The organism is Streptomyces sp. enrichment culture (assembly GCF_964273255.1).
In the GTDB taxonomy this organism is placed as follows: Bacteria; Actinomycetota; Actinomycetes; order Streptomycetales; family Streptomycetaceae; genus Streptomyces.
The window spans coordinates 5,784,613-5,806,697 of sequence record NZ_OZ186835.1; the positions used below are offsets into that span (position 1 = coordinate 5,784,613).

The 22,085-nt window shown below is 74.8% G+C and carries 22 protein-coding genes; 9 read left to right on the top strand and 13 right to left on the bottom strand.

Features of this window, described 5'->3' with window-relative positions:
• Positions 1–235 precede the first annotated feature (235 nt).
• Positions 236–946 (bottom strand): ArsR/SmtB family transcription factor, encoded by a 711-nt coding sequence (locus ACSU53_RS25170; protein ID WP_437031249.1) that lies wholly within the window; start codon positions 944–946, stop codon positions 236–238.
• Positions 947–1,025: 79 nt separating this feature from the next.
• Positions 1,026–1,676, bottom strand: coding sequence for a TetR/AcrR family transcriptional regulator (locus tag ACSU53_RS25175; RefSeq protein WP_437031250.1), 651 nt, complete (start codon positions 1,674–1,676; stop codon positions 1,026–1,028).
• A gap of 57 nt (positions 1,677–1,733) precedes the next feature.
• Between ACSU53_RS25175 and ACSU53_RS25180 the strand changes: the two genes are divergently transcribed.
• The 3 genes from ACSU53_RS25180 to ACSU53_RS25190 all read left to right on the top strand — a co-directional run bounded on the left by ACSU53_RS25180 (position 1,734) and on the right by ACSU53_RS25190 (position 3,968).
• A complete protein-coding gene (locus tag ACSU53_RS25180) occupies positions 1,734–2,885 on the top strand; it encodes an acyl-CoA dehydrogenase family protein (RefSeq protein WP_437033395.1) in 1,152 nt (383 codons plus the stop codon).
• 60 nt (positions 2,886–2,945) lie between these two features.
• Positions 2,946–3,233: a YiaA/YiaB family inner membrane protein gene (locus ACSU53_RS25185; RefSeq protein WP_437031252.1), complete on the top strand. Its 288-nt coding sequence runs from the start codon at positions 2,946–2,948 to the stop codon at positions 3,231–3,233.
• A gap of 90 nt (positions 3,234–3,323) precedes the next feature.
• Positions 3,324–3,968 (top strand): TetR/AcrR family transcriptional regulator, encoded by a 645-nt coding sequence (locus tag ACSU53_RS25190; RefSeq protein WP_437031253.1) that lies wholly within the window; start codon positions 3,324–3,326, stop codon positions 3,966–3,968.
• Here ACSU53_RS25190 and ACSU53_RS25195 read toward each other — a convergent pair.
• Positions 3,959–4,420 (bottom strand): MaoC family dehydratase, encoded by a 462-nt coding sequence (locus ACSU53_RS25195; RefSeq protein WP_437031255.1) that lies wholly within the window; start codon positions 4,418–4,420, stop codon positions 3,959–3,961. The genes ACSU53_RS25190 and ACSU53_RS25195 overlap by 10 nt on opposite strands.
• A 559-nt stretch (positions 4,421–4,979) precedes the next feature.
• Here ACSU53_RS25195 and soxR point away from each other — a divergent pair.
• Positions 4,980–5,471 (top strand): redox-sensitive transcriptional activator SoxR, encoded by a 492-nt coding sequence (soxR, locus tag ACSU53_RS25200; RefSeq protein ID WP_437031257.1) that lies wholly within the window; start codon positions 4,980–4,982, stop codon positions 5,469–5,471.
• Positions 5,472–6,030: 559 nt separating this feature from the next.
• Here the strand turns inward: soxR and ACSU53_RS25205 are convergent.
• Positions 6,031–6,633 carry a hypothetical protein gene (locus ACSU53_RS25205; RefSeq protein ID WP_437031259.1) on the bottom strand — a complete coding sequence of 201 codons (603 nt, stop codon included), beginning with the start codon at positions 6,631–6,633 and terminating at the stop codon, positions 6,031–6,033.
• Positions 6,634–7,051: 418 nt separating this feature from the next.
• Entirely contained in the window at positions 7,052–8,308 is a 1,257-nt protein-coding gene (locus tag ACSU53_RS25210) for an exo-beta-N-acetylmuramidase NamZ family protein (RefSeq protein ID WP_437031261.1), read from the bottom strand.
• 251 nt (positions 8,309–8,559) lie between these two features.
• Between ACSU53_RS25210 and ACSU53_RS25215 the strand changes: the two genes are divergently transcribed.
• Positions 8,560–9,333 carry an SDR family oxidoreductase gene (locus tag ACSU53_RS25215; RefSeq protein WP_437031263.1) on the top strand — a complete coding sequence of 258 codons (774 nt, stop codon included), beginning with the start codon at positions 8,560–8,562 and terminating at the stop codon, positions 9,331–9,333.
• Positions 9,334–9,565: 232 nt separating this feature from the next.
• On the top strand, positions 9,566–10,159 hold the full coding sequence (locus ACSU53_RS25220) for a TetR/AcrR family transcriptional regulator (protein ID WP_432056656.1): 594 nt from the start codon (positions 9,566–9,568) through the stop codon (positions 10,157–10,159).
• 278 nt (positions 10,160–10,437) lie between these two features.
• Here the strand turns inward: ACSU53_RS25220 and ACSU53_RS25225 are convergent, their stop codons facing one another.
• Both ACSU53_RS25225 and ACSU53_RS25230 read right to left on the bottom strand, forming a co-directional pair.
• Entirely contained in the window at positions 10,438–11,667 is a 1,230-nt protein-coding gene (locus ACSU53_RS25225; protein ID WP_437031265.1) for an acyl-CoA dehydrogenase family protein, read from the bottom strand.
• 5 nt (positions 11,668–11,672) lie between these two features.
• The gene (locus ACSU53_RS25230) at positions 11,673–12,704 is read right to left on the bottom strand and encodes a phosphotransferase family protein (RefSeq protein WP_437031267.1); all 1,032 of its coding nucleotides are present in this window, start codon (positions 12,702–12,704) and stop codon (positions 11,673–11,675) included.
• Positions 12,705–12,903: 199 nt separating this feature from the next.
• Between ACSU53_RS25230 and ACSU53_RS25235 the strand changes: the two genes are divergently transcribed.
• Positions 12,904–13,854: an NADP-dependent oxidoreductase gene (locus tag ACSU53_RS25235; protein WP_437031269.1), complete on the top strand. Its 951-nt coding sequence runs from the start codon at positions 12,904–12,906 to the stop codon at positions 13,852–13,854.
• Positions 13,855–14,262: 408 nt separating this feature from the next.
• Here ACSU53_RS25235 and ACSU53_RS25240 read toward each other — a convergent pair whose 3' ends face one another.
• Genes ACSU53_RS25240 through ACSU53_RS25255 form a run of 4 tightly spaced genes read right to left on the bottom strand, consistent with a single transcriptional unit; the run spans position 14,263 to position 16,478 of the window.
• Complete coding sequence (locus ACSU53_RS25240) at positions 14,263–14,592, bottom strand: DUF202 domain-containing protein (protein WP_437031271.1); 330 nt, start codon at positions 14,590–14,592, stop codon at positions 14,263–14,265.
• On the bottom strand, positions 14,589–14,981 hold the full coding sequence (locus ACSU53_RS25245; protein ID WP_437031273.1) for a YidH family protein: 393 nt from the start codon (positions 14,979–14,981) through the stop codon (positions 14,589–14,591). Before ACSU53_RS25245 ends, ACSU53_RS25240 begins: the two co-directional genes overlap by 4 nt.
• Before the next feature lie 42 nt (positions 14,982–15,023).
• Complete coding sequence (locus ACSU53_RS25250) at positions 15,024–15,539, bottom strand: NUDIX hydrolase (protein ID WP_437031275.1); 516 nt, start codon at positions 15,537–15,539, stop codon at positions 15,024–15,026.
• 42 nt (positions 15,540–15,581) lie between these two features.
• A complete protein-coding gene (locus ACSU53_RS25255; protein ID WP_437033397.1) occupies positions 15,582–16,478 on the bottom strand; it encodes a DMT family transporter in 897 nt (298 codons plus the stop codon).
• 319 nt (positions 16,479–16,797) lie between these two features.
• On the opposite strand from ACSU53_RS25255, the gene ACSU53_RS25260 reads away from it, so the two are divergent.
• Together ACSU53_RS25260 and ACSU53_RS25265 are read left to right on the top strand one after the other, a co-directional pair.
• A complete protein-coding gene (locus tag ACSU53_RS25260; protein WP_437031277.1) occupies positions 16,798–17,748 on the top strand; it encodes a hypothetical protein in 951 nt (316 codons plus the stop codon).
• A 222-nt stretch (positions 17,749–17,970) separates the two neighbouring features.
• A complete protein-coding gene (locus tag ACSU53_RS25265) occupies positions 17,971–19,515 on the top strand; it encodes an APC family permease (RefSeq protein WP_437031279.1) in 1,545 nt (514 codons plus the stop codon).
• A gap of 58 nt (positions 19,516–19,573) precedes the next feature.
• Here the strand turns inward: ACSU53_RS25265 and ACSU53_RS25270 are convergent, their stop codons facing one another.
• On the bottom strand, positions 19,574–20,668 hold the full coding sequence (locus ACSU53_RS25270) for a winged helix DNA-binding domain-containing protein (RefSeq protein ID WP_437031281.1): 1,095 nt from the start codon (positions 20,666–20,668) through the stop codon (positions 19,574–19,576).
• 333 nt (positions 20,669–21,001) lie between these two features.
• The gene (locus ACSU53_RS25275; protein WP_437031283.1) at positions 21,002–22,081 is read right to left on the bottom strand and encodes a hypothetical protein; all 1,080 of its coding nucleotides are present in this window, start codon (positions 22,079–22,081) and stop codon (positions 21,002–21,004) included.
• Between the last annotated feature and the right edge of the window lie 4 nt (positions 22,082–22,085).

A 22,085-nucleotide genomic window follows, 5' to 3' on the forward strand; every position in this document is an offset into this window, starting at 1 on the left:
GGACGCGGCGCGGACGCGCTCGCGGATTTCGGACGGGGACCCGGCCGGACAGCGACACGGGTCGGACGGCGACATGGAGGGACGGAGCCCCGAAGCGGACGGAGACCTGGAACGGGGCGGGACGAGAACCGGGCGGGACGAGAACCGGGCGGCCGGCCAGGTGGCCTTCGAACTCCGCTGCCACGAGGGCCGGTTGGGCGGCGCCCGGAGTGGGGTGAGGCGGGTCCCGGGAGGATCAGCGCAGGGCGGCGGGGTCGATGCCCAGCAGGTCGGACAGGGCCCGTTCGCCCGCCTCCGTCACCCGCACCGCCCGCCCGGACCCGATCCGCAGGCACCACCCCACCGTCAGGGCGTGCCCGCACAGCGCGGCGCCGGCCGTCCCGGCGAGATGGGGGCGCCGCTCCGTCCGGTCCAGGCAGGCGCGGGCCAGCGGCCGTCTCCCGCCGCGGTCGAGGGCGATGCCGGCCCGGTCGAACCAGCGCAGGCCCGCGTCCGTGAGCGCGAACCCGGTGTCCTGCCGCAGCAGTCCGCGCTCCGTCAGGGCGTCGGTGACGGTGATCCCGAGCCGCCCGGCGAGGTGGTCGTAGCAGGTGCGGCCCCGGGCGGACGCCTGACCGGCACCGTGCTCCCGCAGGGTGCGCGGGCGGGCGGCGGCCTCGGGGGCGACCCGCGCGGCCAGGTCCTCCACCAGGTGGGCCACCCGCTCGTCGGCGAGCCGGACGTAACGGTGCCGGCCCTGCCGCTCCTCGGCCAGCAGGCCGCCCGCGACCAGCTTGCCGAGGTGCTCGCTCAGCGTGGACGCGGCGACCCCGCACGTCCGGGCCAGCTCGCCCGCGGTCCACGCCCGCCCGTCGAGCAGCGCCAGCAGGCAGGCCGCCCGCGTCTCGTCCGCGATCAGCGCCGTGAGCCGGGCGAGCCCCGGCGCGGCAGGGTCCCTGTGGGTCATGTGCTCCAGCATGGGCCACGGACCGTTCGGTCCCGGCCGAAGTGTGCGCCGAGGGCGCGGGAGGCCCGCCGGGCAGGTGTCAGGGGGTGTCGCGCAGCTGCTCGTACTGCACGGCCAGCCCGTCGAGGAGCGCCCGCAGTCCCGTCTCGAAGGCGCGCTCGTCGATCTTCTCCTGCTTCTCGGCGAGCAGGTGGGCCTGGCCCAGGTGCGGGTAGTCGGCGGGGTCGTAGGCGCTGGCGTCGTCGACGAAACCGCCGGCGAAGGAGCCGAGGACGGAGCCCATGACGAAGTACCGCATCAGGGCGCCGATCGAGGTGGCCTGCGCGGGCGGCCAGCCGGCCGCGACCATCGCCCCGTAGACCGCGTCCGCCAGCCTGAGGGCCGCGGGACGGCGGCCCGGGCCGTGGGCCAGCACCGGCACGATGTTGGGGTGGTCGCGCAGGGCGGAGCGGTAGGAGACGGCCCAGTCGTGCAGCGCGGTGCGCCAGTCGCGGCCGTCCTCGAACATCGACAGGTCGACTTGTGCACTGACCGAGTCGGCGACCGCTTCGAGGATGTCGTCCTTGGTGCGGAAGTGGTTGTAGAGCGAGGGTCCGCTGACCCCCAGTTCCGCGGCGAGACGGCGGGTGGAGACGGCCGCCAGGCCCTCCGCGTCCACCAGCGCGCGGGCGGTGGCGACGATCCGGTCGGTACTCAGCAGGGGCTTGCGCGGTCGGGCCATGGCGCACATAGTAGGGCTGCGACCTAAAACTAGCAGTGGTAATTAAATCTGGTGGTGGTGACCCGCATGAACCTGGAGCTCAGCGAGGAGCAGAGCGCCGTCCGCAGGCTGGCCCGGGACTTCGTGGACCGCGAGGTCGTCCCGTACGCCACCGCCTGGGACCGCGCCGAGGAGGTCGACCGCGGCATCGTCAAGAAGCTGGGCGACCTGGGGTTCCTCGGGCTCACCGTCGACGAGGAGTACGGCGGCTCCGGCGGCGACCACCTCGCGTACTGCCTGGTCACCGAGGAACTGGGCCGGGGCGACTCCTCGGTGCGGGGCATCGTCTCCGTCTCCCTGGGACTGGTGGCCAAGACGATCGCCGCCTGGGGCGGCGAGGAGCAGAAGCGGGCCTGGCTGCCGGGGCTCACCTCCGGGGAGCTGGTCGGCTGCTTCGGGCTCACCGAGCCGGGCACCGGCTCCGACGCCGGCAGCCTCACCACCCGCGCCGTGCGGCAGGGCGACGACTACGTCGTCAACGGCACCAAGACCTTCATCACCAACGGCACCTGGGCGGACGTCGTGCTGGTCTTCGCCCGCTCCACCGACGCCCCCGGCCACCGGGGCGTGAGCGCGTTCCTGGTGCCGGCCGACACGCCCGGCCTCACCCGCCGTCCCCTCCACGGCAAACTGGGCCTGCGCGGACAGGCCACGGCCGAGCTGGTGTTCCAGGACGTGCGCGTCCCGGCGTCGGCGATGCTGGGCCCGGAGGGCAAGGGCTTCTCCGTCGCCATGTCCGCCCTGGCCAAGGGGCGGATGTCGGTGGCCGCGGGCTGCGTCGGCATCGCCCGTGCCGCGCTGGAGGCCGCCGTCGCCTACGCGGGGGAGCGGGAGCAGTTCGGCAGAACCATCGCCCACCACCAGCTGGTCCAGGAACTGCTCAGCGACATCGCCGTCGACGTGGACGCGGCCCGGCTGCTGACCTGGCGGGTCGCCGACCTCGTCGACCGGGGGCAGCCGTTCGCCGTGGAGTCGTCCAAGGCGAAGCTGTTCGCCTCCGAGGCGGCCGTCCGGGCCGCCAACAACGCCCTGCAGGTGTTCGGCGGATACGGCTTCATCGACGAGTACCCGGCGGGCAAACTCCTGCGCGACGCGCGGGTGATGACGCTCTACGAGGGCACCAGTCAGATCCAGAAGCTGCTGATCGGCCGTGACCTGACCGGGGTCTCCGCCTTCTGAGTACGTGACCTGAGTACCCCGGCGGATGTGGGCCCCGACACATCCGCCGATCCTTTCCCCATGAGCGACACACCGGTCAAGCAGCAGAGCACGGCCGCCTTCCACGCACAGGCCGTCGCCTCCTTCGCCATCGCCATGGTGGCCACCGCGTACGGCATCTTCCGCCTGGAGGCCGACGCCTGGGTGCGCGGTTTCCTCGGCATCGCCGTCCTGTACCTCGTCACCTCCGCCTTCACCCTCGCCAAGGTGATCCGCGACCGCCAGGAGGCCGGGCAGATCGTCTCCCGGGTGGACCAGGCGCGTTTGGAGAAGCTGCTCGCGGAGCACGACCCCTTCGAGAAGCTGTGACGCTGCCGCTCCGGGCCGCCGCGCCTCCCGCTAAGCGCCCGCTCACCCGTGCCGGTATGGTGTTACCCCTGCCAGCGGAAGAGGTGAGGGATGAGTACGGCGGAGGAGACGGCCGGCGCCGACGCGCAGCCGTGGGGTGAGGTCACGCCCGACGCAGCCCGGCGACTGCTGCTCGCCGCGGTCGAGGCGTTCGCGGAGCGCGGCTACCACGCCACGACGACGCGGGACATCGCGGGCCGCGCCGGCATGAGCCCGGCCGCGCTCTACATCCACTACAAGACCAAGGAAGAGCTGCTCCACCGCATCAGCAGGATCGGCCACGAGAAGGTCCTGCAGGTCCTGAGGTCGGCGTCCCGCGCCGAGGGCAGCCCCACCGAGCGGCTCGCGGGCGCGGTCAGCTCCTTCGTCCGCTGGCACGCCGGCGGCCGCACCACGGCCCGGGTCGTGCAGTACGAACTGGACTCGCTCGGCCCCGACGCCCGTGCGGAGATCCGGGAACTGCGCCGGCAGGTCGACGCCGAGGTGCGCACGATCATCGAGGAGGGGGCCCGCACCGGCGAGTTCGACGTCATCGACGTGCACGGCACCACCCTCGCGGTGCTCTCCCTCTGCGTCGACGTGGCCCGCTGGTTCAAGGTCGACGGGCCCAGCACCCCGGACGAGGTCGGCGCGCTCTACGCCGACCTCGTCCTGCGCATGGTCGGGGCCCGGAGCGCCCCGGAGGCTCAGAGGTAGTAGCGGGCCACCGACTCGGCCACGCACACCGGCTTGTCGCCGCCCTCGCGCTCCACGGTGAACGCCGTGGCCAGCTGCACGCCGCCGGGCACCTCGTCGACGGCGGCGATCGTCGCCGTCGCGCGCACCCGCGAGCCGACCGGGACGGGCGCGGGGAAACGCACCTTGTTGGTGCCGTAGTTGACGCCCATCCGCACGCCTTCGACGGTGAGCAGTTGCGGCCCGAACAGCGGCAGCAGGGAGAGCGTCAGGTAGCCGTGCGCGATGGTCGTGCCGAACGGGCCGGCGGCCGCCTTCTCCGGGTCGACGTGGATCCACTGGTGGTCGCCGGTGGCCTCGGCGAACAGGTCGATCCGCTTCTGGTCGATCTCCAGCCAGTCGGTGTACCCCAGCTGCTCGCCCACCGCTGCCTTCAGTTCGTCGACGGACGTGAAGATCCTCGGCTCTGCCATGTCCCGGCCTCTCGCGTCAGGGAAGGTCGCCGCGCATCCGGCTGCGCAACTCTAAGCGACTGCTTAGCATGGTCCGCCTGGCCGTCCCTGTCAACGGACCCGGCGGGACGCGCCGGGAGCCCGGAAGGCCGGAGGCCCGGGCCGGCCGGCACCCGGGGAGCGGCGCCGGGGGAGCGGGGCCCGGGGAGTGGGCCCTGGGGCGCGGGCCCTGGGGCCCGGGGCGGGGGAGCGGGGCCGGCCTGCGCGGTCACCGGCGGCAGGGGGACCGGCAGGGGGAGGGGCGGCGTGTGCGGAGCGGGGACCCGTGCCCGCCCGTCGTGTGCCGACCGGGTCCCCGGCCGGTCCCGGTCGACGGAGACCGCGGCCGGCGGCAGCCGGTGACGGGTCCTCGGCCGGTCTTCGGCCGGGCTGTGCCCCAGGTCTTCGGCCGGTCATCGACTGGCCTCCGCCTTCGCATCCGCCTCCGGTCTTCGGCCGGCCTCCGCCCCGGTCTTCGGCCGGTCTCCGCCCGGTCCGCTGCCGGGGCCCCGCCGCCCCGGTGCTGGGTAGGGTTCGAGGGGTGCCACAGATTCCAGAGAAGATCCACGAGCTCACGGTGGGCCAGCTCGCCGCCCGCAGCGGTGCGGCCGTCTCCGCCCTGCACTTCTACGAGTCCAAGGGCCTGATCAGCAGCCGCCGCACCTCGGGCAACCAGCGCCGGTTCAGCCGTGACACGCTGCGCCGGGTGGCCTTCATACGGGCCGCGCAGCGCGTCGGTATCCCGCTCGCGACGATCCGGGAGGCACTCGCCCGGCTGCCCGAGGAGCGCACGCCCACCCGGGACGACTGGGCCCGGCTCTCCGAGGCGTGGCGTGCGGAACTGGACGAGCGCATCCAGCAGCTCAACCGGCTGCGCGACCACCTCACCGACTGCATCGGCTGCGGCTGCCTGTCCCTGGACACCTGCGTCCTGTCCAACCCGGACGATGTCTTCGGCGACCGGCTCACGGGCTCCCGTCTGATGGCCGAGAAGCCCCGCCCGGCCCGGGGGCCGGCCCGTCCGCGAACGTGAACGCCCGGTTGCCTCGTCGTGCCCCGTCGTGCCCCGTCGTGCCCACGGCGGCCGTGGCCCCGGCGCCGTCGCGGACGTCGGCCACCACGCGGGCGGCGGCCACGGCTCCCGCGCGGCCGCCCGGTCCCGCCCGCCCCGTGACGGCCGGCCGTCCGGAGGACACCCGACCGTCGGGACCCGGAAGCGGGGTGTGCAGGCGCGGCGGCCCCGGAGCCGTGTCCTCGTGAGCCTGCGGCCAGCCGGTGAGAAGGGGGCCCGGGGCGGAGCCGGGCGCCGGGCCGGCGGCCGTTCCAGCGGGCGTGCGGCAAAGGAGCGCGACATCCCCGGCGCGCTCCCTGCCCCTGTGCCCTGCACCCATCGGTGCCTGTTCGTGGTCCCGGAGTCCCGGGACCCCGGGGTTCCGTCGTCCTGTCGTCTCGTCGCCCGGTTGTCCGGTTGTCCGGCTGTCCCGTTGGCGCCCGGGGTCGCCCCGCCGCCACCCGTCCTCCCCGTCGGCGGGGCCCGCTCCTGTCCCTCGTCCGTCGCGCACGGTGGCACCGCACGCGGTGGGCGGCTTCGGTCAGGCCGACACCAGCAGCCTGGCCCGGCGGGCGTCCGCCAGCGCGGCCGGGGTGAGCACCGGGCGCGGCACCAGGATCCCGCAGTCCGTGCAGACCGGTCCGGCCGACGGCTCGTGATCCAGGTCGTAACGCCAGGTCAGGCGCTCTCCCCGGCAGACCGGGCAGGCCGTGCCCGGCTCCCGCTCCAGTGCGGCGATCAGCCGCCGCAGCACCTCCGCCAGCGGCTCCGTCGGGTGCACCCGCGGGTCGTCGCACCAGGCCACACCGAACCCGCCCCAGGTCAGCCGGTGCCAGTCGTCCACGCTGCCCGGCCTGCGCAGCCCGTCCTGCTTCTCCTTCCTGCGCCGCGCGGCGAACTCGACCTCGTAGGCCAGCCAGACCGCCCGGGCCTCCTCCAGTTCGTCCAGTGCGGCCACGAGCCGCGCTGGGTCGACGGAGCGGTCCTCGGGGTCGAACCCGGCCCGTGAGCACAAGTGGTCCCACGTCGCCCTGTGCCCGTAGGGAGCGAACCGCTCCAGGCACTTGCGCAGCGAGTAGCGCCGCAGCGCCAGGTCGCACCGCGGATCACGCACCTGTCTCGCCAGACTTCGGAAACCGGCCATCCTCCTGCACCTCCGTCACACCTGCACCTGTAATCCGGTCACTTCGGCGTCGTCGAACGGACGTCGTCGAGTAGACGTGTCGACACGCGAATCGGCTCCATCCTTTTTCCGGCGACCGCTGGGCCGCCCGCGCCGGCGTCCCGGTCAACTCCCCCGATCCGCACTTCAGTTGTGGTCGACCACGGGGTTCCGGGCCAGGGACCGCGTGCCCCGGGAGGCGGAACCCCGCCGACCTGAGAACTCCCCGCAGGAGCCACGGGTTCCTGAACACCACGCCGATATGCCCGCCGATCGTGATCCGGGCGCCCCGGTGTCCGGGACCGACGGTGCCTGCCCGGCACCGTCCGTGCTGGTGGCAGACGCAAAGGGGTGGTGCCCGGCACCGTGCCGGACACCACCCCTTTCGGCGCGAAACCGCTCAGCGGTAGAGCAGGTACTCCCGCCGGGTCCGCCGGAACGCGGCGAGGTCCTGCTGCCAGCCCGCCACCACCTCGTCGGTGTCCGCCCCGGCGTCGATCATGGTGCGTACCCGCGCGGAACCGGTGAGCTTGTCGATCCAGTGGTCGGGGCGCCAGGCGAAGCCGCTCCACACCCGCTTGGCGGTGATCAGCAGCCCGATGCCGGTGCGCACCGGGTCGAACGCCTCCCGGTCGTGGACGTGGAGCTGCACGCCGCCGACCGTCCTCCCCTCGAACTTCGAGAAGACCGGCGCGAAGTACGCCTCCCGGAACCGCACGCCCGCCAGACCCAGCCCATTGGCCGCCTCCGCCCAGCGGCCGTCGACGCCCTCGGCGCCCAGCAGCTCGAAGGGCCTGGTGGTGCCGCGCCCCTCGGAGAGGTTGGTGCCCTCGAACAGGCACGTGCCCGAGTACACCAGGGCCGTCTCGGGGATCGGCATGTTCGGGCTCGGCGGTACCCAGGGCAGCCCCGAGGCGTCGAAGAAGTCCGACCGCTTCCAGCCCTTCATCCGGACCGTCTCCAGCGGCACGGGCGCGGTCAGGAACTCGCGGTTGAACAGCAGCGCCAGCTCCGCCACCGTCATGCCGTGGGCCTGGGAGACCGGCTCCCGTCCCACGAACGTCGCGAACTCCTTGTGCAGCACGGGCCCCAGCGCCGCCCGGCCGGTGACCGGGTTCGGCCGGTCCAGCACCACGAACCGCTTGCCCGCGAGCCGGGCGGCCTCCATGCAGTCGTAGAGGGTCCAGATGTAGGTGTAGAACCGCGCTCCGACGTCCTGGATGTCGAACACGACGGTGTCCACGCCCGAGGCGGTGAAGATATCGGCCAGCGGCCGGCCGCTCTTGAGGTAGGTGTCGTACACCGGCAGGCCGGTCGCGGGGTCGTCGTACCGGCCCTCCGAACCGCCCGCCTGGGCGGTGCCCCGGAACCCGTGCTCGGGGCCGAAGACGGCGGTCAGGTCGACCCGGTCGTCGGCGTGCATGACGTCCACGATGTGCCGCGCGTCCCGGGTGATGCCCGTCGGGTTGGTGACGACACCCACCCGCTGCCCGTCGAGCAGGGCGTAGCCGTCCGCCGCGAGGCGTTCGAAGCCGGTGGCCGTGCGCCGGCCGCGGCCCGCGGCGGCCGGCGGGGCGGCGGCGTGGGCCGGAGCGGCGGAAACCGCCATCGCTGCGGCGGTGGTGGTGGCGAGCAGGGTCCGTCTGGACAACCTCATGGGGCGGCCTCCGTGATCGCTGCGGATGTCATGCACACGCACGCTAGCGGGCGGTGGCCCGCCACGGAACGAACCGCACCGCACGGGACCGTCACGACCCTTCCGCACGACATACCGACCGGTTAGTCTGACGCCCGTCGGTTCCCGCCGCAGCCGCGGCCGCCGCCCGCACGCCGGATCCCCGGGCCGAGCGGGGGCACGGGAGCCGCGCCCGACCGACCGGAAGCCGCGTCAAGGAGACCAGGAGCCCCATGGTGGAAGCCGTACGAGGTGCGAAAGTGGTCGTCACGGGAGCCGCGGGCGGCATCGGGGCCGCCCTCGCCCGCCGCTTCGCCGCCCAGGGGGCCCAGGTGGCCGTCAACGACCTGGACGCCGACCGGGTGAAGGCGGTCGCGGAGGAGATCGGCGGCATCGCCGTCCCGGGCGACGCCTCCGCGGTCGTCACCGAGGCACGCGAGGCACTCGGCGGACGGGTCGACGTCTACTGCGCCAACGCCGGTGTCGGCCGCGACGGCGGGGAGCCCGGCGACCCCCTCGACGAGCAGGGCTGGGCGCTGTCCTGGGACGTCAACGTGATGGCCCACGTCCGCGCCGCCCACGCCCTGCTCCCCGACTGGCTGGAACGGGGCGCGGGACGGTTCGTGTCCACCGTCTCCGCGGCCGGGCTGCTCACCATGCTCGGCACCGCCCCGTACAGCGTCACCAAGCACGGCGCCTACGCGTTCGCCGAGTGGCTGTCCCTCACCTACCGCCACCGCGGCGTGAAGGTCCACGCGATCTGCCCGCAGGGCGTGCGCACCGACATGCTCACCGCCAGCGGCAGCGCGGGCCGCCTGGTGCTCGAACCCACCGCGATCGAGCCGGACGACGTGGCCGACGCCCTGTTCCGGGGCATCGAGGAGGACCGCTTCCTGATCCTGCCGCACCCGGAGGTCGCCGCCTACTACAAGGCCCGGGCCGACGACCCCGAGCGCTGGCTGGGCGGCATGAACCGCCTCCAGCAGCAGTGGGAGGCCACCCGCTGACCCGCCCGCGCCGCGCGGCGGCCGACGCCCGGGCGGGCCGCCCGGCAGGACCCGGCTGTGCCCGGCGGGCGGCGCGGGGGCAGACTGTGCGCCTGCGCCCCCGCGCGGACGGAGCCCGTCCCGCGTGTCCGGACGGGCGGTGGGAAGATCCTCCGTCGGGGACGGCGTCCCCGGCGCAGGACGCGCACGACGCGCACGACGACCAGAGCGACACGGAAAGCAGGTGGCGGCAGTGCCCAGGACGACGGACGGTGACGGGACTCCCGTACCCCAGCGGCTGCTGGCCGCCGCCACGCGCCTCTTCGCCGAGCAGGGCTACGACCGCACCTCGGTGCAGGAGATCGTCGAGGCGGCCGGCGTCACCAAGGGGGCGCTCTACCACTACTTCGGCTCCAAGGACGACCTGCTCCACGAGGTCTACGCCCGGGTGCTGCGGGTCCAGCAGGAACGCCTGGACGCCTTCGCGGACGCCGACGAGCCGATCGAGAAGCGGCTGCGCGGCGCGGCGGCCGACGTGGTCGTCACCACGATCGAGAACCTCGACGACGCGTCGATCTTCTTCCGCTCCATGCACCACCTGAGCCCCGAGAAGAACAAGCAGGTGCGCGCCGCGCGCCGCCGCTACCACGAACGCTTCCGCGCGCTGGTCGAGGAGGGCCAGGAGGCCGGCGTCTTCTCCCGGGCGACCCCGGCCGACCTCGTCGTCGACTACCACTTCGGCTCGGTGCACCACCTGTCGACCTGGTACCGCCCCGACGGTCCCCTCAGCCCGCAGCAGGTCGCCGACCACCTCGCCGACCTGCTCCTGCGCGCCCTGCGCCCCTGAGTCCCGGCCGTTCGCCCCGGGTGACCGCCCGGCCGTCAGCCGCGGGACGGCCGTACCGCGGCACCCGGTCCCGCGCCACCCCGGGGTCCCGGCAGTACCGCCGTACCGCCGTCCCGCCGGGGTGACCGCGCGGGACGGGCTCCCGTCGCCGTGCCGCGCGGAACACCGGCCGGACGGCGGTGCCCCGTGCCGCCGGCGCGGGTTTGCCGGCGGCCGGCCCGTCCGGAGGACCGGCCACCGACTCCGCCCGGCCGGTGGCCGGGCCCACACCCCCGGCGCTACTGCTGCGGCTCCGCGCGGTACCGCTTCAGCTCGCGGCGGGCCAGCGACCGCTGGTGCACCTCGTCCGGGCCGTCGGCGATCATCAGGGTGCGCGCCGCCGCGTAGAGCTCGGCCAGCGGGACGTCCTGGCTGACGCCGCCCGCCCCGTACAGCTGGATGGCGCGGTCGAGGATGCCGACGACCGTGCGCGGAGTGGCGATCTTGATGGCCTGGATCTCGGTGTGGGCCCCCCGGTTGCCGACCGTGTCCATCATCCAGGCCGTCTTCAGCACCAGCAGCCGCAGCTGCTCCACGGCGACCCGCGCGTCGGCGATCCAGTTCTGCACGACGCCCTGCGCGGCCAGCGGCTTGCCGAAGGCGTCACGGGAGACGGCGCGGCGGCACATCAGCTCGATCGCACGCTCGGCCATGCCGATCAGCCGCATGCAGTGGTGGATCCGGCCGGGACCGAGCCGGGCCTGGGCGATGGCGAACCCGCCGCCCTCCTCGCCGATCAGGTGGGTCACCGGTACGCGTGCCCCGTCGAAGAACACCTCGGCGTGGCCGCCGTGGTACTCGTCCTCGTAGCCGAAGACCCGCATCGCGCGCTCGATCCGGACGCCCGGGGTGTCGCGCGGGACCAGCACCATCGACTGCTGGCGGCGGATGTCGGCGCCGTCCGGGTCGGTCTTGCCCATGACGATGAAGATCCGGCAGTCGGGGTGCATGGCCCCGGAGATGTACCACTTGCGCCCGGTGACGACGTACTCGTCGCCCTCCCGCCGGATGTGCGTGGTGATGTTGGTGGCGTCCGACGAGGCCACCTCCGGCTCGGTCATCGCGAACGCCGAGCGGATCTCGCCCGCCAGCAGCGGCTCCAGCCACTGCTTCTTCTGCTGCTCGTCGCCGAACTGGGCCAGCACCTCCATGTTCCCGGTGTCGGGCGCGGCGCAGTTGGTGGCCGTGGGCGCCAGCTGGGGCGAGCGGCCCATGATCTCCGCGAGCGGGGCGTACTGCAGGTTGGTGAGGCCGGCTCCGTAGGGCGACTCGGGCAGGAACAGGTTCCACAGGCCCTGCCTGCGGGCCTCCGCCTTCAGTTCCTCCATGACGGGGACGGTGTCCCAGGGCGAGGCCAGGGCGGCGCGCTGCTCGTGGGCCACCCGCTCGGCGGGGTACACGTGCTCGTCCATGAAGGCGAGCAGCCTGCCCCGCAGTTCCTCGGTGCGCGCGTCGAACGCGAAATCCATGACGATCAGCCCTCCTGAAGGCCCTGCAGAGTGGTGAGGCCGTGCTCGATGAAGACGGGGACCAGGCCGCCGATGAGGTCGAACCCGGGGCCGACCGTCCGGCCCAGCGTGTAGCGGTAGTGGATGCCCTCGAGGATCACGGCGAGCTTGAACCAGGCGAAGGCCGTGTACCAGGAGACCGCCGCCACGTCGCGCCCCGAGCGGGCGGCGTAGCGCTCGATCAGCTCGGCGGGGGACGGGTGCCCCGGCGCCTCGGCGGTGGTGGAGACCGGCGAGTCCGGCAGGCCGAGCGGCGTGCTGTACATGACGAGCAGGCCGAGGTCGGTCAGCGGGTCGCCCAGCGTGGACATCTCCCAGTCGAGGATCGCCCGGATCGCGTCGTCCTCACCGATCAGCACGTTGTCGAGCCGGTAGTCGCCGTGCACCACCGTCGGCGCGGGGGAGCGGGGCAGGTCCCGGCCGAGCGCGGCCTGCAGCTCGTCGATCCCGGCCAGGTCGCGGTTGCGGGAGGCGTCCAGCTGCTTGCCCCAGCGCCGCAGCTGCCGGTCCAGGAATCCCTCGGGGCGGCCGAAGTCGGCCAGGCCCACCGCGGCCGGGTCCACCGCGTGCAGCTCCACCAGCGTGTCGACCAGATCCAGCACGGCTCCCCGGGTGCGGTCCGGGCCGAGCGGGGCGAGCTGGTCGGCGGTGCGGTACGGGGTGCCGTCGACGAACTCCATCAGGTAGAACGGTGCGCCCAGCACGTCCTCGTCCTCGCACAGCAGCAGGGGGCGGGGGACCGGGACGGAGGTCGGGTGCAGGGCCTCGATCACCCGGTGCTCGCGCTTCATGTCGTGCGCGGTCGCGAGGACGTGGCCGAGCGGCGGGCGCCGGACGACCCAGCGGGAGACGCCGTCGGTGACCCGGTACGTCAGGTTCGACCGTCCGCCCTCGATCAGCCGGCCGGACAGCGGGCCGTTCACCAGGCCGGGCCGTTCCCGTTCGAGCAGGCCGCGCAGCCGGTCGAGGTCGAGTCCGGGCGGGTGGTCGGGGCTCATCGTCGCTCCTGTGGGCAGGCGAACAGTGACCCGCACAATGATGCCGACCGGTCGGTATGCCGTCCAGAGGGCGAACCGGACGTGATCGGTCCCACGCCGGGACTCCGATCGCCCGGCGCCCGTCCCGGCCGTCGTGCGCGACCCCCCTGATTTGGCCGTTCCGCTTGCGCCGCGCGCCGCTCCCCCGGAGGGTCGAGACATGAAGGCGATCAGTTACGCAGAGTACGGCGGCCCCGAGGTGCTGACCTACGGCGAGGTCGACGAACCGAAGGTGGGGCCCGACTCGGTGCTCGTGAGGGTACGGGCGGCGGCCGTCAACCCGGTCGACTGGAAGTGCCGCGAGGGCTACCTCGACCCGGTGCTCCAGGCGGTGTTCCCGGTGGTCCCCGGCTGGGACGTCTCGGGCGAGGTCGTCCGGACCGGCGGGGCGGTGCCGGAGTTCGAGGCCGGTGACGAGGTGATCGGCTACGTCCGCGAGGACTTCCTGTCCCGGGGCACCTTCGCCGAGTACGTGGCGGCGCCGGTGCGCGCCCTCGCGCGCAAGCCGCGCAACCTCTCCTTCGAGGAGGCGGCCGGCATCCCCCTGGCCGGGCTCACCGCGTACCAGGTGCTGCACCACGTCCTCGCCGTCGGCCGCGGCGAGACCGTCCTGGTGCACGCCGCGGCCGGCGGCGTCGGCTCCCTCGCCGTCCAGATCGCCGTCCACCTCGGCGCCCGCGTCATCGGTACGGCGAGCGAGCGCAACCACGACTTCGTCCGCGGCCTCGGTGCCGAGCCGGTGAGCTACGGGGAGGGCCTCGGGGAGCGGGTGCGGGGGCTGGCGCCCGAAGGGGTGCACGCGGCGTTCGACACGGTCGGCGGCGACGCCCTGAAGGTGTCGGCCAACCTGCTCGCCCCCGAGGGCCGGCTCGCGTCGGTCGCCGACGGCGAGGTGGTGGACTACGGCGGCCGTTACCACTTCGTCCGTCCCGACCCCGGGGACCTGAGCCGCCTGACCGAACTCGCCGAGCAGGGCGCGCTGCGCGTGCACGTCTCCGAGACGTTCCCGCTGGAACGCACGGCGGAGGCACACCGGCGCAGCCAGGAGGGCCGCACCCGCGGAAAGATCGTCGTCACGGTCGCCGCCCCGGAGACGCCGGACGGGCCGTAGCCCGGGAAGTGCCGCGGGGGCGGTGGCCCGGGGCGTGCCAGAAGGGCAGTGGCCCGGCAAGAACCGGACGGGCAGCGGCGGCTCGGAAGGTGAGGCGCCTGAGGGGCGGTGCCCGCGAGGTGCCGGAGGTGCAGTGCCCGGCGGACGCGGCAGCCCCTCCCCGGCCCCGGCCCTGCGCCGGGCCCGATGGCCGGGCGGGCACCGGTGGCCGGGCGGCGCCCCGGCCCGGTGAGCCCCGGCCCGGTGAGCCCCGCCCGGCAGACCCCGTGCCGCCGCGCCCCGCCCCGTACACGACAGGCGCGCCAGTGAACGGCACGCCGCAGTGAACGGGCGCGCGGCGGTGGACGGAGGGGCCTGCCCCGGACGGGCGGGCCTGCACCCGGACAGGCGGCCCGCACGGGTGGGCCCCTACCGCACCAGAGCCGCCCCGCACACCGCCATCGCCACTGTGCAGAGCACCGCCGCCGCGGCGTACCGCGAGGGCGGGGCGGCCGGAAGCCCGGGGCCGGCGAGGGTGCGGATCCGGCGCTGCGCGACGCCGACGAGGCCGACCCAGCACAGGCAGCACAGGGCGCTCGCGACGACGCCGGCCGTCGACGCCCCGTCGTGCACCGCCGTCCGTACCGCCAGCACGGTCGCGACGGTGGCCGCCAGCGTGGTGCGCCGCCAGGCGAGCCGGGTCCGCTCGGGCTGCAGGCCGGGATCGCGGGGGCCGTCCGCGACGGACGGGCCGCTCACCCGTTCCTCCCCAGCAGCACCACGACGACCATGACGACCGCCACGCCGGCGATCACCAGACTCATCACCGCCGGGAACCGGGACAGCGGAAGGTCCTCGCCGCGCCGCATCGCCCGCTCGCAGCGCACCCAGTGGTTCACGGCGCGCAGCGCGCACAGGGCGCCCGACGCCAGCAGGACGAGCGCCAGACCGGTCCGCCAGGGTCCGGGCAGGTCCGGCAGGAACTGGTCGACGGCGAAGCCGCCGCCGATCAGCGCGAGCGCGGTGCGCAGCCAGGCCAGGAAGGTGCGCTCGTTCGCCAGGGAGAACCGGTAGTCGGGGGTCTCGCCCTCCTGCCGCGCGTCCTCGGGGGCGAACCACAACCGGACGTTCCGTACGAACTCGATCACCCGGCGACCCTAACCCGGGCGCCGGGACCGGCCGGGCGGCGGTCAGTCCGCCGGCCGGTGCGCCTCCAGCCGCCGCCAGGCCTCCAGCCCGTCCGGCACCCACTCCCAGGCGGACAGCTTCCGCCGCAGCTCCGCCTCGGGCAGGAAGGCGTACCAGGCGACCTCCTCGGCCTGCGGCCGGACCGGCAGCGCGCAGCACACCTCGTACACCGCCGACCACCAGGTGCGGCCCCCGCCGTCGTCGTAGAGGAAGGAGAAGCGGAACGCGGGCCGGGGCAGGCCGCTGACGCCCAGCTCCTCCTCGGCCTCCCGGAGGGCGGCGTCGTCGTAGCTCTCGCCCGCGCCGACGACGCCGCCGACGAACATGTCGTGGAGCGAGGGGTGGACGAGCTTGCCGGGTGTCCGGCGGTGCACGAAGACCCGGCCCTCGGCGTCCCTGGCCAGGACGAACACACACCGGTGCCGCAGACCGCGGGCGTAGACTTCGCCGCGCGGGGCCCGGCCCACCACCCGGTCGTGCTCGTCCACGATGTCGAGGATCTCGTCGGCGGAACGCATGCCGCCCATCCAAGCAGTCCGCCCCGCCGGCCGCCCCGGAGGTCAGCCCAGCCGGACGCTCCGCGTCGGGGCGCCCTGGAGGGAACCCCGGGGCATCGCCGGGTGCAGGGCCAGCAGGACGATGCCCGCCACGATCGCCGTCAGGCCGCACGCCTCCCCGGCCAGGGCGCCGGTGTCGGTGCGCAGCCGGTCGCCGAGGAAGCCGACGCCGCAGACGATGCCGGCCAGCGGCTGGGCGGCCGTGAGCGCGGGCAGCGACATGCGCAGCGGCGCCGTCTCGAAGGCGCTCTGCACCAGGAGCAGTCCGGTCACCCCGAGCACCGGCACCGCGTACGGCTGCCAGCCGGTCAGCACCCCGTCGAGTCCCCCCGCCTCGAACCGCTGGCCGGTGACCCGGGTGAGCGCGTCCTGCACCCCGTACAGCAGGCCCGCGGCGCCGGCCAGCAGCATCGGCGCCCAGGTCATCAGCCGCCGGCGTCTGGCGCACCCGGTCAGCAGCAGGGCGAGCCCGACCATGCCGCCGACGATCAGCCAGTGGCGCAGCGGATCGGTGAGCGCGGTGCCGCCCGTGGGACGGCCCGCGACGACGAACGCGGTGACGCCCCCGGCCAGCAGCGCCAGCCCCGCCCAGCCCTGCCGGCCGAGCGCCTGGCGCGTGCGGTGCCGGGAGAGGGCGAGAGCGAACAGCAGGTTCGTCGCGAGCAGCGGTTCCACCAGCGACAGCTCGCCCTGGCTCAGCGCCACCGCCCCGAGGACCATGCCGGCCACGACCAGTCCCATTCCGGCCAGCCACTCCGGCACCCTCATCAGATCGAGGAGGAGACGGGGACGGAGGAAGTCGCCGAGCGGCGCCCGCTGGGCGGCGTCCTGCTGGAGCACGAAACCGAAGCCCAGGCAGCATGCGGCGCCCAGGGCGAGCACCAGGACCGGAACCGACACGCTGCGTACCTCGTTGATCATGCGGGATCACGGACGGTGATGCCGACTCTAACCGCCGCGGGGTCCCGCCGCCTGCGGCCGCGGTCGCGAGGGGACCGTCACCCTGCGCCGGAACCCGCGCGCCGGTGCCCGGGCGGTCATGTCAATTCTCGGACGTGTGACGGGAGTTGACGCGTGTAAGGGCGGGGGCGCCCTTGACGTCGACTGTGGGCGGCCGGTTTGCTGTGCGTGATCAGTTCATGGCGTTCGGCAGCCGACCACTGCCGTACCGACCGCCGTCGTGAACCGAACCACGAAGAACGCGTGAGGAAGTCCCGCGGTGCCCCCACCCCCGCCACCCCTCGGCCGTGCCCGCAGACGCGCGGCTCCGGGCTTCGATGAGGCGCTCGACGACGCCGGCCTCGTCGCCGCGCGGGGCGCGCTCGCCCAGGGCCGCTGGCAGAACGCCCGCTCGCTGCTGGTGCGCACGGGCACCGACTGGGACCGCCGGGGGCACCGGGTCACGGTGCTGGCCCGCGAGTCGACCTGTGCCGCCTGGGCCCGCGAGTGGCTGCTCGCCGAACCCGACTCGGGTGACGCGGCGGTCCTGCTGGCGCTGGCCCAGGTCCGCCGGGTGCTGCGCGGCAAGGACACTCCCTCCCGGGCCCGCGCGTCGTGCGACCGCGCCGCCCGGCTCCGGCCGGCCGACCCCACCCCGTGGCTCGGGCTGCTGATGCTGGAGAACGCCCTCGGCGCGGACGGAGACGTCGTCCGGGTCTTCGAACAGGTCCGCGCCCGGCACGCCGACCACCACCACGCCCACCACCTGGTGGTCGCCTGGCTCGCCGAGCGCCGCGTCGAGGCCGGGGCGGACCCGCTGCACGAGGTCTACGACTTCGCCAACTGGGCCGCCGAGCAGGCCCCCGCCGACTCCCCGCTGGCGATCCTCCCGGTGATCGCGCACGCCGAGCGCTACCGCGCGCTGGCCGCCGCCGGACACGAACCCGCCGACCCGGTCGCCTCCGGGCACTGGACGGGCCGCCGGGCGCGGCAGGTGATGAAGGCCGCCTTCGACTGGTGGCTGGAGTGGGAGCACGAGGGCCATCCGCGGCGCCTGATCGACCTCAACTTCCTCGCCCACGCCAAGGTCTGCGAGGGGCGGGGCGCCGAGGCGGCCGCCCTGTTCCACCGCATCGGTGACCATGCCACCCCGGCGCCCTGGTCCTACCCCGCCCGCGACCCCGTCACGGCCTTCCGCACCGCCCGCGCGGCGGCCCTGGGCACGCCCTGACCGTCCCCGGTGCCCCACCCTCCGCCGCCGGCCCGCCCCTCCCGGACCCTCCGCCCGCAACCCGCCCTCCCCGATCCGCAACCCCCTGACCCGCTACTTCCGGACCCGTACCCCCCCGGACTCGCACTCCCCGACCGCGCACCCTCCGACCCCGCTCCGCTCCTCCGCTCCTCCGACCCGCTCAGCCCCGACCACCACCTCCGACCGAAGGACGGTCTCCGCATGACGACGGACAGTTCGAGCACGAGCAGAACACCGGCCGACGGCATCAGCACCTTCAAGGGCCGCGAGCGCGCGCTGCGCGCCGACCGTCTGGGCACGGGGGGCCTGCTGCTGTCGGTCCTGGCTGCGACGGCACCCCTCATGGTGGTCGCCGGCGTCATGCCCACCACCTTCGCGGTGATGGGCATCGTGGGCCAGCCCCTGCTCTTCGTGGTCCTCGGCACCGTGCTGATCCTCTTCAGCCTCGGTTACGCCGAGATGAGCCGGCACGTCCACAACGCCGGCGCCTTCTACGCCTACATCTCCCGAGGCCTCGGCGGCACGGCCGGAGCGGGCGCCGCCCTGGTCGCCCTCTTCGCCTACAACGCGCTCCAGATCGGCATCTACGGCATCTTCGGCTTCGAGGTCTCCGGTCTCCTCGCCACCTACGCCGGCCTGGAGGTCGCCTGGTGGATACCGGCCCTGGCGGGCGTCCTCGCGGTCGGCGTGCTGGGCTGGCTGAAGATCGACGTCAACGCCCGCGTGCTCGGCGTCCTGCTGGTCATCGAGGTGCTCCTGGTCGTCGTCTTCGACATCGCCGCCATCGCCGACCCCGGCAGCGAGGGCCTGTCCCTGCACGCCTTCAACCCCGACACGCTCACCGGCGCCGGCGTGGGCACCGCGCTGTGCTTCTGCATCGCCGCCTTCCTCGGCTTCGAACAGGCTCCGGTGTACGCGGAGGAGACCAGCAGGCCGCACGTCCTGGTGCCGCGCGTGATGTTCCTCGCGGTCGCCGGGGTCGCCGTGTTCTTCGCGATCAGCAGCTGGGCGCTCACCGTCGCCACCGGGCCCGCGCACATCGTCGGCACCTCCCAGGAGCAGAGCGCGGGCCTGCTGTTCTTCCTCACCGAGGCCCGGCTCGGCGGCACGTTCACCGACGTGCTGCACGTCCTCTTCGTCACCGGCATGTTCGCCGCGATGCTCAGCTTCCACAACGTCGTCGCCCGGTACGCCTTCGCCATGGGCCGCGAGGGCCTGCTGCCGTCCGCGTTCGGCCGCACCTCCGGGACCAGCGGGGCGCCCGGCACCGGCTCGCTGCTGCAGACCGCGGTCGCGACCGTGCTGGTGCTCGCCTTCGCCGTCACCGACGACAAGCCGGTCGGCGACCCGACCGCACCCGTGCTGCACCTGTTCACCTGGTTCGGCAACGTCGGCGCCCTCGGTGTCATCGTCCTGATGGCGATCGCCTCGCTGTCCGTCGTGGTCTTCTTCGTCCGCCGGGGAGCGGCCCGTGCCCAGGCCTGGCGGCTGGTCACCTCCGCGGTGGCCGGAACCGCCCTGGTCGTCATCGCGGGCTACACCGTCAAGGACTTCGACGTGCTCGTCGGTGCCGGTGCCGGCTCGGCGCTGAGCCGGCTCCTGCCCGGCATCATCGGTCTCGCCCTGGTGGCGGGGCTGGTGCAGGGGCTGGTGCTGCGCGCCCGCGCCCCGGAGAAGCACGCCCGGATCGGTCTGGGCAACGAGGCGTTCCAGCTCGACAAGGAGGCCGGCACACCGCAGGGGTGACGGTCCGGGGCGGCCCCCGTCCGCCGTGCCACGGCGGGGGCCGCCGGTGCGCGGGTCCTCAGGGCGCGGCCTCGACCAGGACGTCCTCGATGCCCTCGTCGAGGAAGACGGCCAGGTCCTGGCCCTCGGCACGGACGTCCTTCCGTTCCGCGGCGGTGAGGGGGCGGAGCGGGCTGACGCGCAGCGCTCGGTCGCGCACGGCCCAGGTGGCGGTGACGCGTCCGTCGACCAGGACCATGCGGTGGCCCGCCACGGACAGCCCGAGGTGGCGGTCGTCGATGATCCGGCTGCGGTCGTGGTGGCCGAGGACGACGTTGTCGAAGGCCGGGAGGAACCGGACGGGGGCCGGGGTGCCGGGGTCGGGCCGAGGCGCGTCGGGCAGGTCGAACAGTTCACGCCCGCGTTCGTCGCGGAAGACGAGGAGTTCGTCCCGGCACGCCTTGACGGCGGCGGGCAGCCCGGTGAGGCCGCACCAGGCCCGCAGGTCCGCGCCGGCGGCGGGCCCGTGGGCGGCCAGGTACCGGCGCAGCAGCCGCTGCCCGACGGGATCGCCGTCGCCCGAGGGCAGCGGCTCGACGTCCCGCCCCAGCCAGACGGGCAGCGACACGTTGCGCACCCCGGCCTTGCGCTGCCACAGACCGCGCGGCGGCAGCTGGACCGTGGGGACCAGCGCGGCGACCAGCAGCTCGCCCAGGGCGCGGCGCGGCGGGTCCGGCCAGCGGTCCCCGAGGGCGTCGACGAGTTCCCGCATGGTGCGGGGCCGCCCGTCGGCCATCACCGCACGGCCCGCCGCGGCGACCTCCTCCACGTCGAGTCCGGACAGTTCGCTCCGGTAGGTGCCCAGCACCCGCTGCCGCAGCATGGTGTCGTGGCGGGCCCGCCAGGCGAGCGCGTCGTCCGCGGTGACGAGGTGGAGGGTGCGGCGCATCAGGGGGGTGCGCACCACGGCGCGGCCGGTGAGCGCGTCGTCCAGGTGCCCGGGCCGAAAGCCGGCCAGGCGGGACCACAGCCCGATGAAGGGCTCCTGCGGTTCCTGTGCCTGGAGGCCGCACAGGTGGGCCACCGCCTCGGGCGTGGTGGTGTCGGCGCGGGCCAGCAGGAACTGGCGGGCGAGGGTGGCCCGGTTGAGGGCGCGGTGGTCGAGGATCGTCATGACAGGGCTCAGCTCGTGACTCGGTGGGGGCGACGGACGCCGGGGGCGGTCGTCGGTGCGGCCGGGGGGCGCGGGCGGGGGGACGGGGGGACGGAACCCCGGACCTGCGGACGCGTGGTGGTCGTGACGGACATCGTGGGCTCCTCGCCTCGTCGGGATCCGAGTACCGCCTGCCCGCTCGTCCGGGTGAACGGCCGCCGTGACCGGGGACGATGCCCCGGCCGGCGTGCGCACCACCCTGGCAGCCATAGCGGACAGGTGCTGTCCTCCACTGCGGGGCATCCTGGCAGGCATGCGGAAGACGTCCTCCCGGCTGCTCGCGCGGGCCGCCGTTCAGGCCGCCGGTCCGGTGCCCGTCCCGGAGGGTGAGGGAGCCGCCGGAGCGGGCGGTTCCACGACGGCGAAGGCCCGCTCCCGTACCGCCCGGACGTCCGCGTAGCCGACCGACAGGGCCACGGCCGGGGCGGCGGGCGTCCCCGCCGGCACGCGGAACGCCAGGGTGAGCCGCCCCCCGGGCCCGGTCTCCGCCACGAGCGGGCCGGGCACCGCCGGGTCCGTCACCGGGATGCCGCCGACCGACACCTCCCCCTCGCGGAGGAACTCCTCCGGGTCGAAGAACACGCCGTCCAGCTCGGCCGTCACCGCCTCGCCCGGCCGGGCCTCGCCGTCCCCGCCCACGTCCACCGACACCACCCGGAAGTCGCACGCGGCGCCCCCGCGTGACGGACTCACCGGCCGCACGGTCGCGCCCGGATGCCTCGCGTGGAACTCCAGCAGCCTGCCGAGCACCGCGTACGCGGCCCGGCCCTTGCAGCCCAGCGGCCGTCCCGCCAGCGCCGCGTGCTCCCGGGCCGCCTCCGCCCAGTCGCCGCCGCCCGCACCGCGCACCGCCAGGCACGCCCGCGCCAGCGCGCCCAGCACCCGCCACTCGGCGTCCGGTCCCGCGCCCGTCCCCGCCCCACGGGAATCCGCCCCCGCCCGCAGGACCTCGGCGCAGCGGTCCGGCGTCCGCAGCAGGTCGTAGACGCTCGCCGGGTCCGCCACCCCGTCGGTGTCCGGCGACCGCGGCCCCGCCGGGAGCCACACGGGCGCGGCGAGCGGCCGGGCGGGCGGGGCGGCGGGCTCCGGCCGTACGGGTGGGGGCGCGGCGGGGCGCGGCCGGGGGACCTCGGGGCCCGGGGCGACCGAGCGGCGTCCTCCGTCCGGGGACGTACGGCCCCCGGCGCCCGTGCCCGGCAGCGGCACCGCCGTCTCGGCCGTGCTCCGGCCGGGTGTGCTGTCCGGGGCGGCCTCCGGGATGCCCGCGCCGGGATCCGGTCCGGCCGGGGCGCCCCCCAGCGCGACCGTGAGGGAGACGGCCAGGGAGCCGGCGATCAGCAGCCCCGAGATCCGCGCCCCGAGCCATGCCCTCATGACG

Bases quoted from the DNA above. Each gene is read 5' to 3' on its own strand.
- ACSU53_RS25170 (WP_437031249.1), bottom strand. From the start codon at position 946: ATGACCCACAGGGACCCTGCCGCGCCGGGGCTCGCCCGGCTCACGGCG.
- ACSU53_RS25175 (WP_437031250.1), bottom strand. From the start codon at position 1,676: ATGTGCGCCATGGCCCGACCGCGCAAGCCCCTGCTGAGTACCGACCGG.
- ACSU53_RS25180 (WP_437033395.1), top strand. From the start codon at position 1,734: ATGAACCTGGAGCTCAGCGAGGAGCAGAGCGCCGTCCGCAGGCTGGCC.
- ACSU53_RS25185 (WP_437031252.1), top strand. From the start codon at position 2,946: ATGAGCGACACACCGGTCAAGCAGCAGAGCACGGCCGCCTTCCACGCA.
- ACSU53_RS25190 (WP_437031253.1), top strand. From the start codon at position 3,324: ATGAGTACGGCGGAGGAGACGGCCGGCGCCGACGCGCAGCCGTGGGGT.
- ACSU53_RS25195 (WP_437031255.1), bottom strand. From the start codon at position 4,420: ATGGCAGAGCCGAGGATCTTCACGTCCGTCGACGAACTGAAGGCAGCG.
- ACSU53_RS25205 (WP_437031259.1), bottom strand. From the start codon at position 6,633: ATGGCCGGTTTCCGAAGTCTGGCGAGACAGGTGCGTGATCCGCGGTGC.
- ACSU53_RS25210 (WP_437031261.1), bottom strand. From the start codon at position 8,308: ATGAGGTTGTCCAGACGGACCCTGCTCGCCACCACCACCGCCGCAGCG.
- ACSU53_RS25215 (WP_437031263.1), top strand. From the start codon at position 8,560: ATGGTGGAAGCCGTACGAGGTGCGAAAGTGGTCGTCACGGGAGCCGCG.
- ACSU53_RS25225 (WP_437031265.1), bottom strand. From the start codon at position 11,667: ATGGATTTCGCGTTCGACGCGCGCACCGAGGAACTGCGGGGCAGGCTG.
- ACSU53_RS25230 (WP_437031267.1), bottom strand. From the start codon at position 12,704: ATGAGCCCCGACCACCCGCCCGGACTCGACCTCGACCGGCTGCGCGGC.
- ACSU53_RS25235 (WP_437031269.1), top strand. From the start codon at position 12,904: ATGAAGGCGATCAGTTACGCAGAGTACGGCGGCCCCGAGGTGCTGACC.
- ACSU53_RS25250 (WP_437031275.1), bottom strand. From the start codon at position 15,539: ATGCGTTCCGCCGACGAGATCCTCGACATCGTGGACGAGCACGACCGG.
- ACSU53_RS25265 (WP_437031279.1), top strand. From the start codon at position 17,971: ATGACGACGGACAGTTCGAGCACGAGCAGAACACCGGCCGACGGCATC.
- ACSU53_RS25270 (WP_437031281.1), bottom strand. From the start codon at position 20,668: ATGACGATCCTCGACCACCGCGCCCTCAACCGGGCCACCCTCGCCCGC.
- ACSU53_RS25275 (WP_437031283.1), bottom strand. From the start codon at position 22,081: ATGAGGGCATGGCTCGGGGCGCGGATCTCGGGGCTGCTGATCGCCGGC.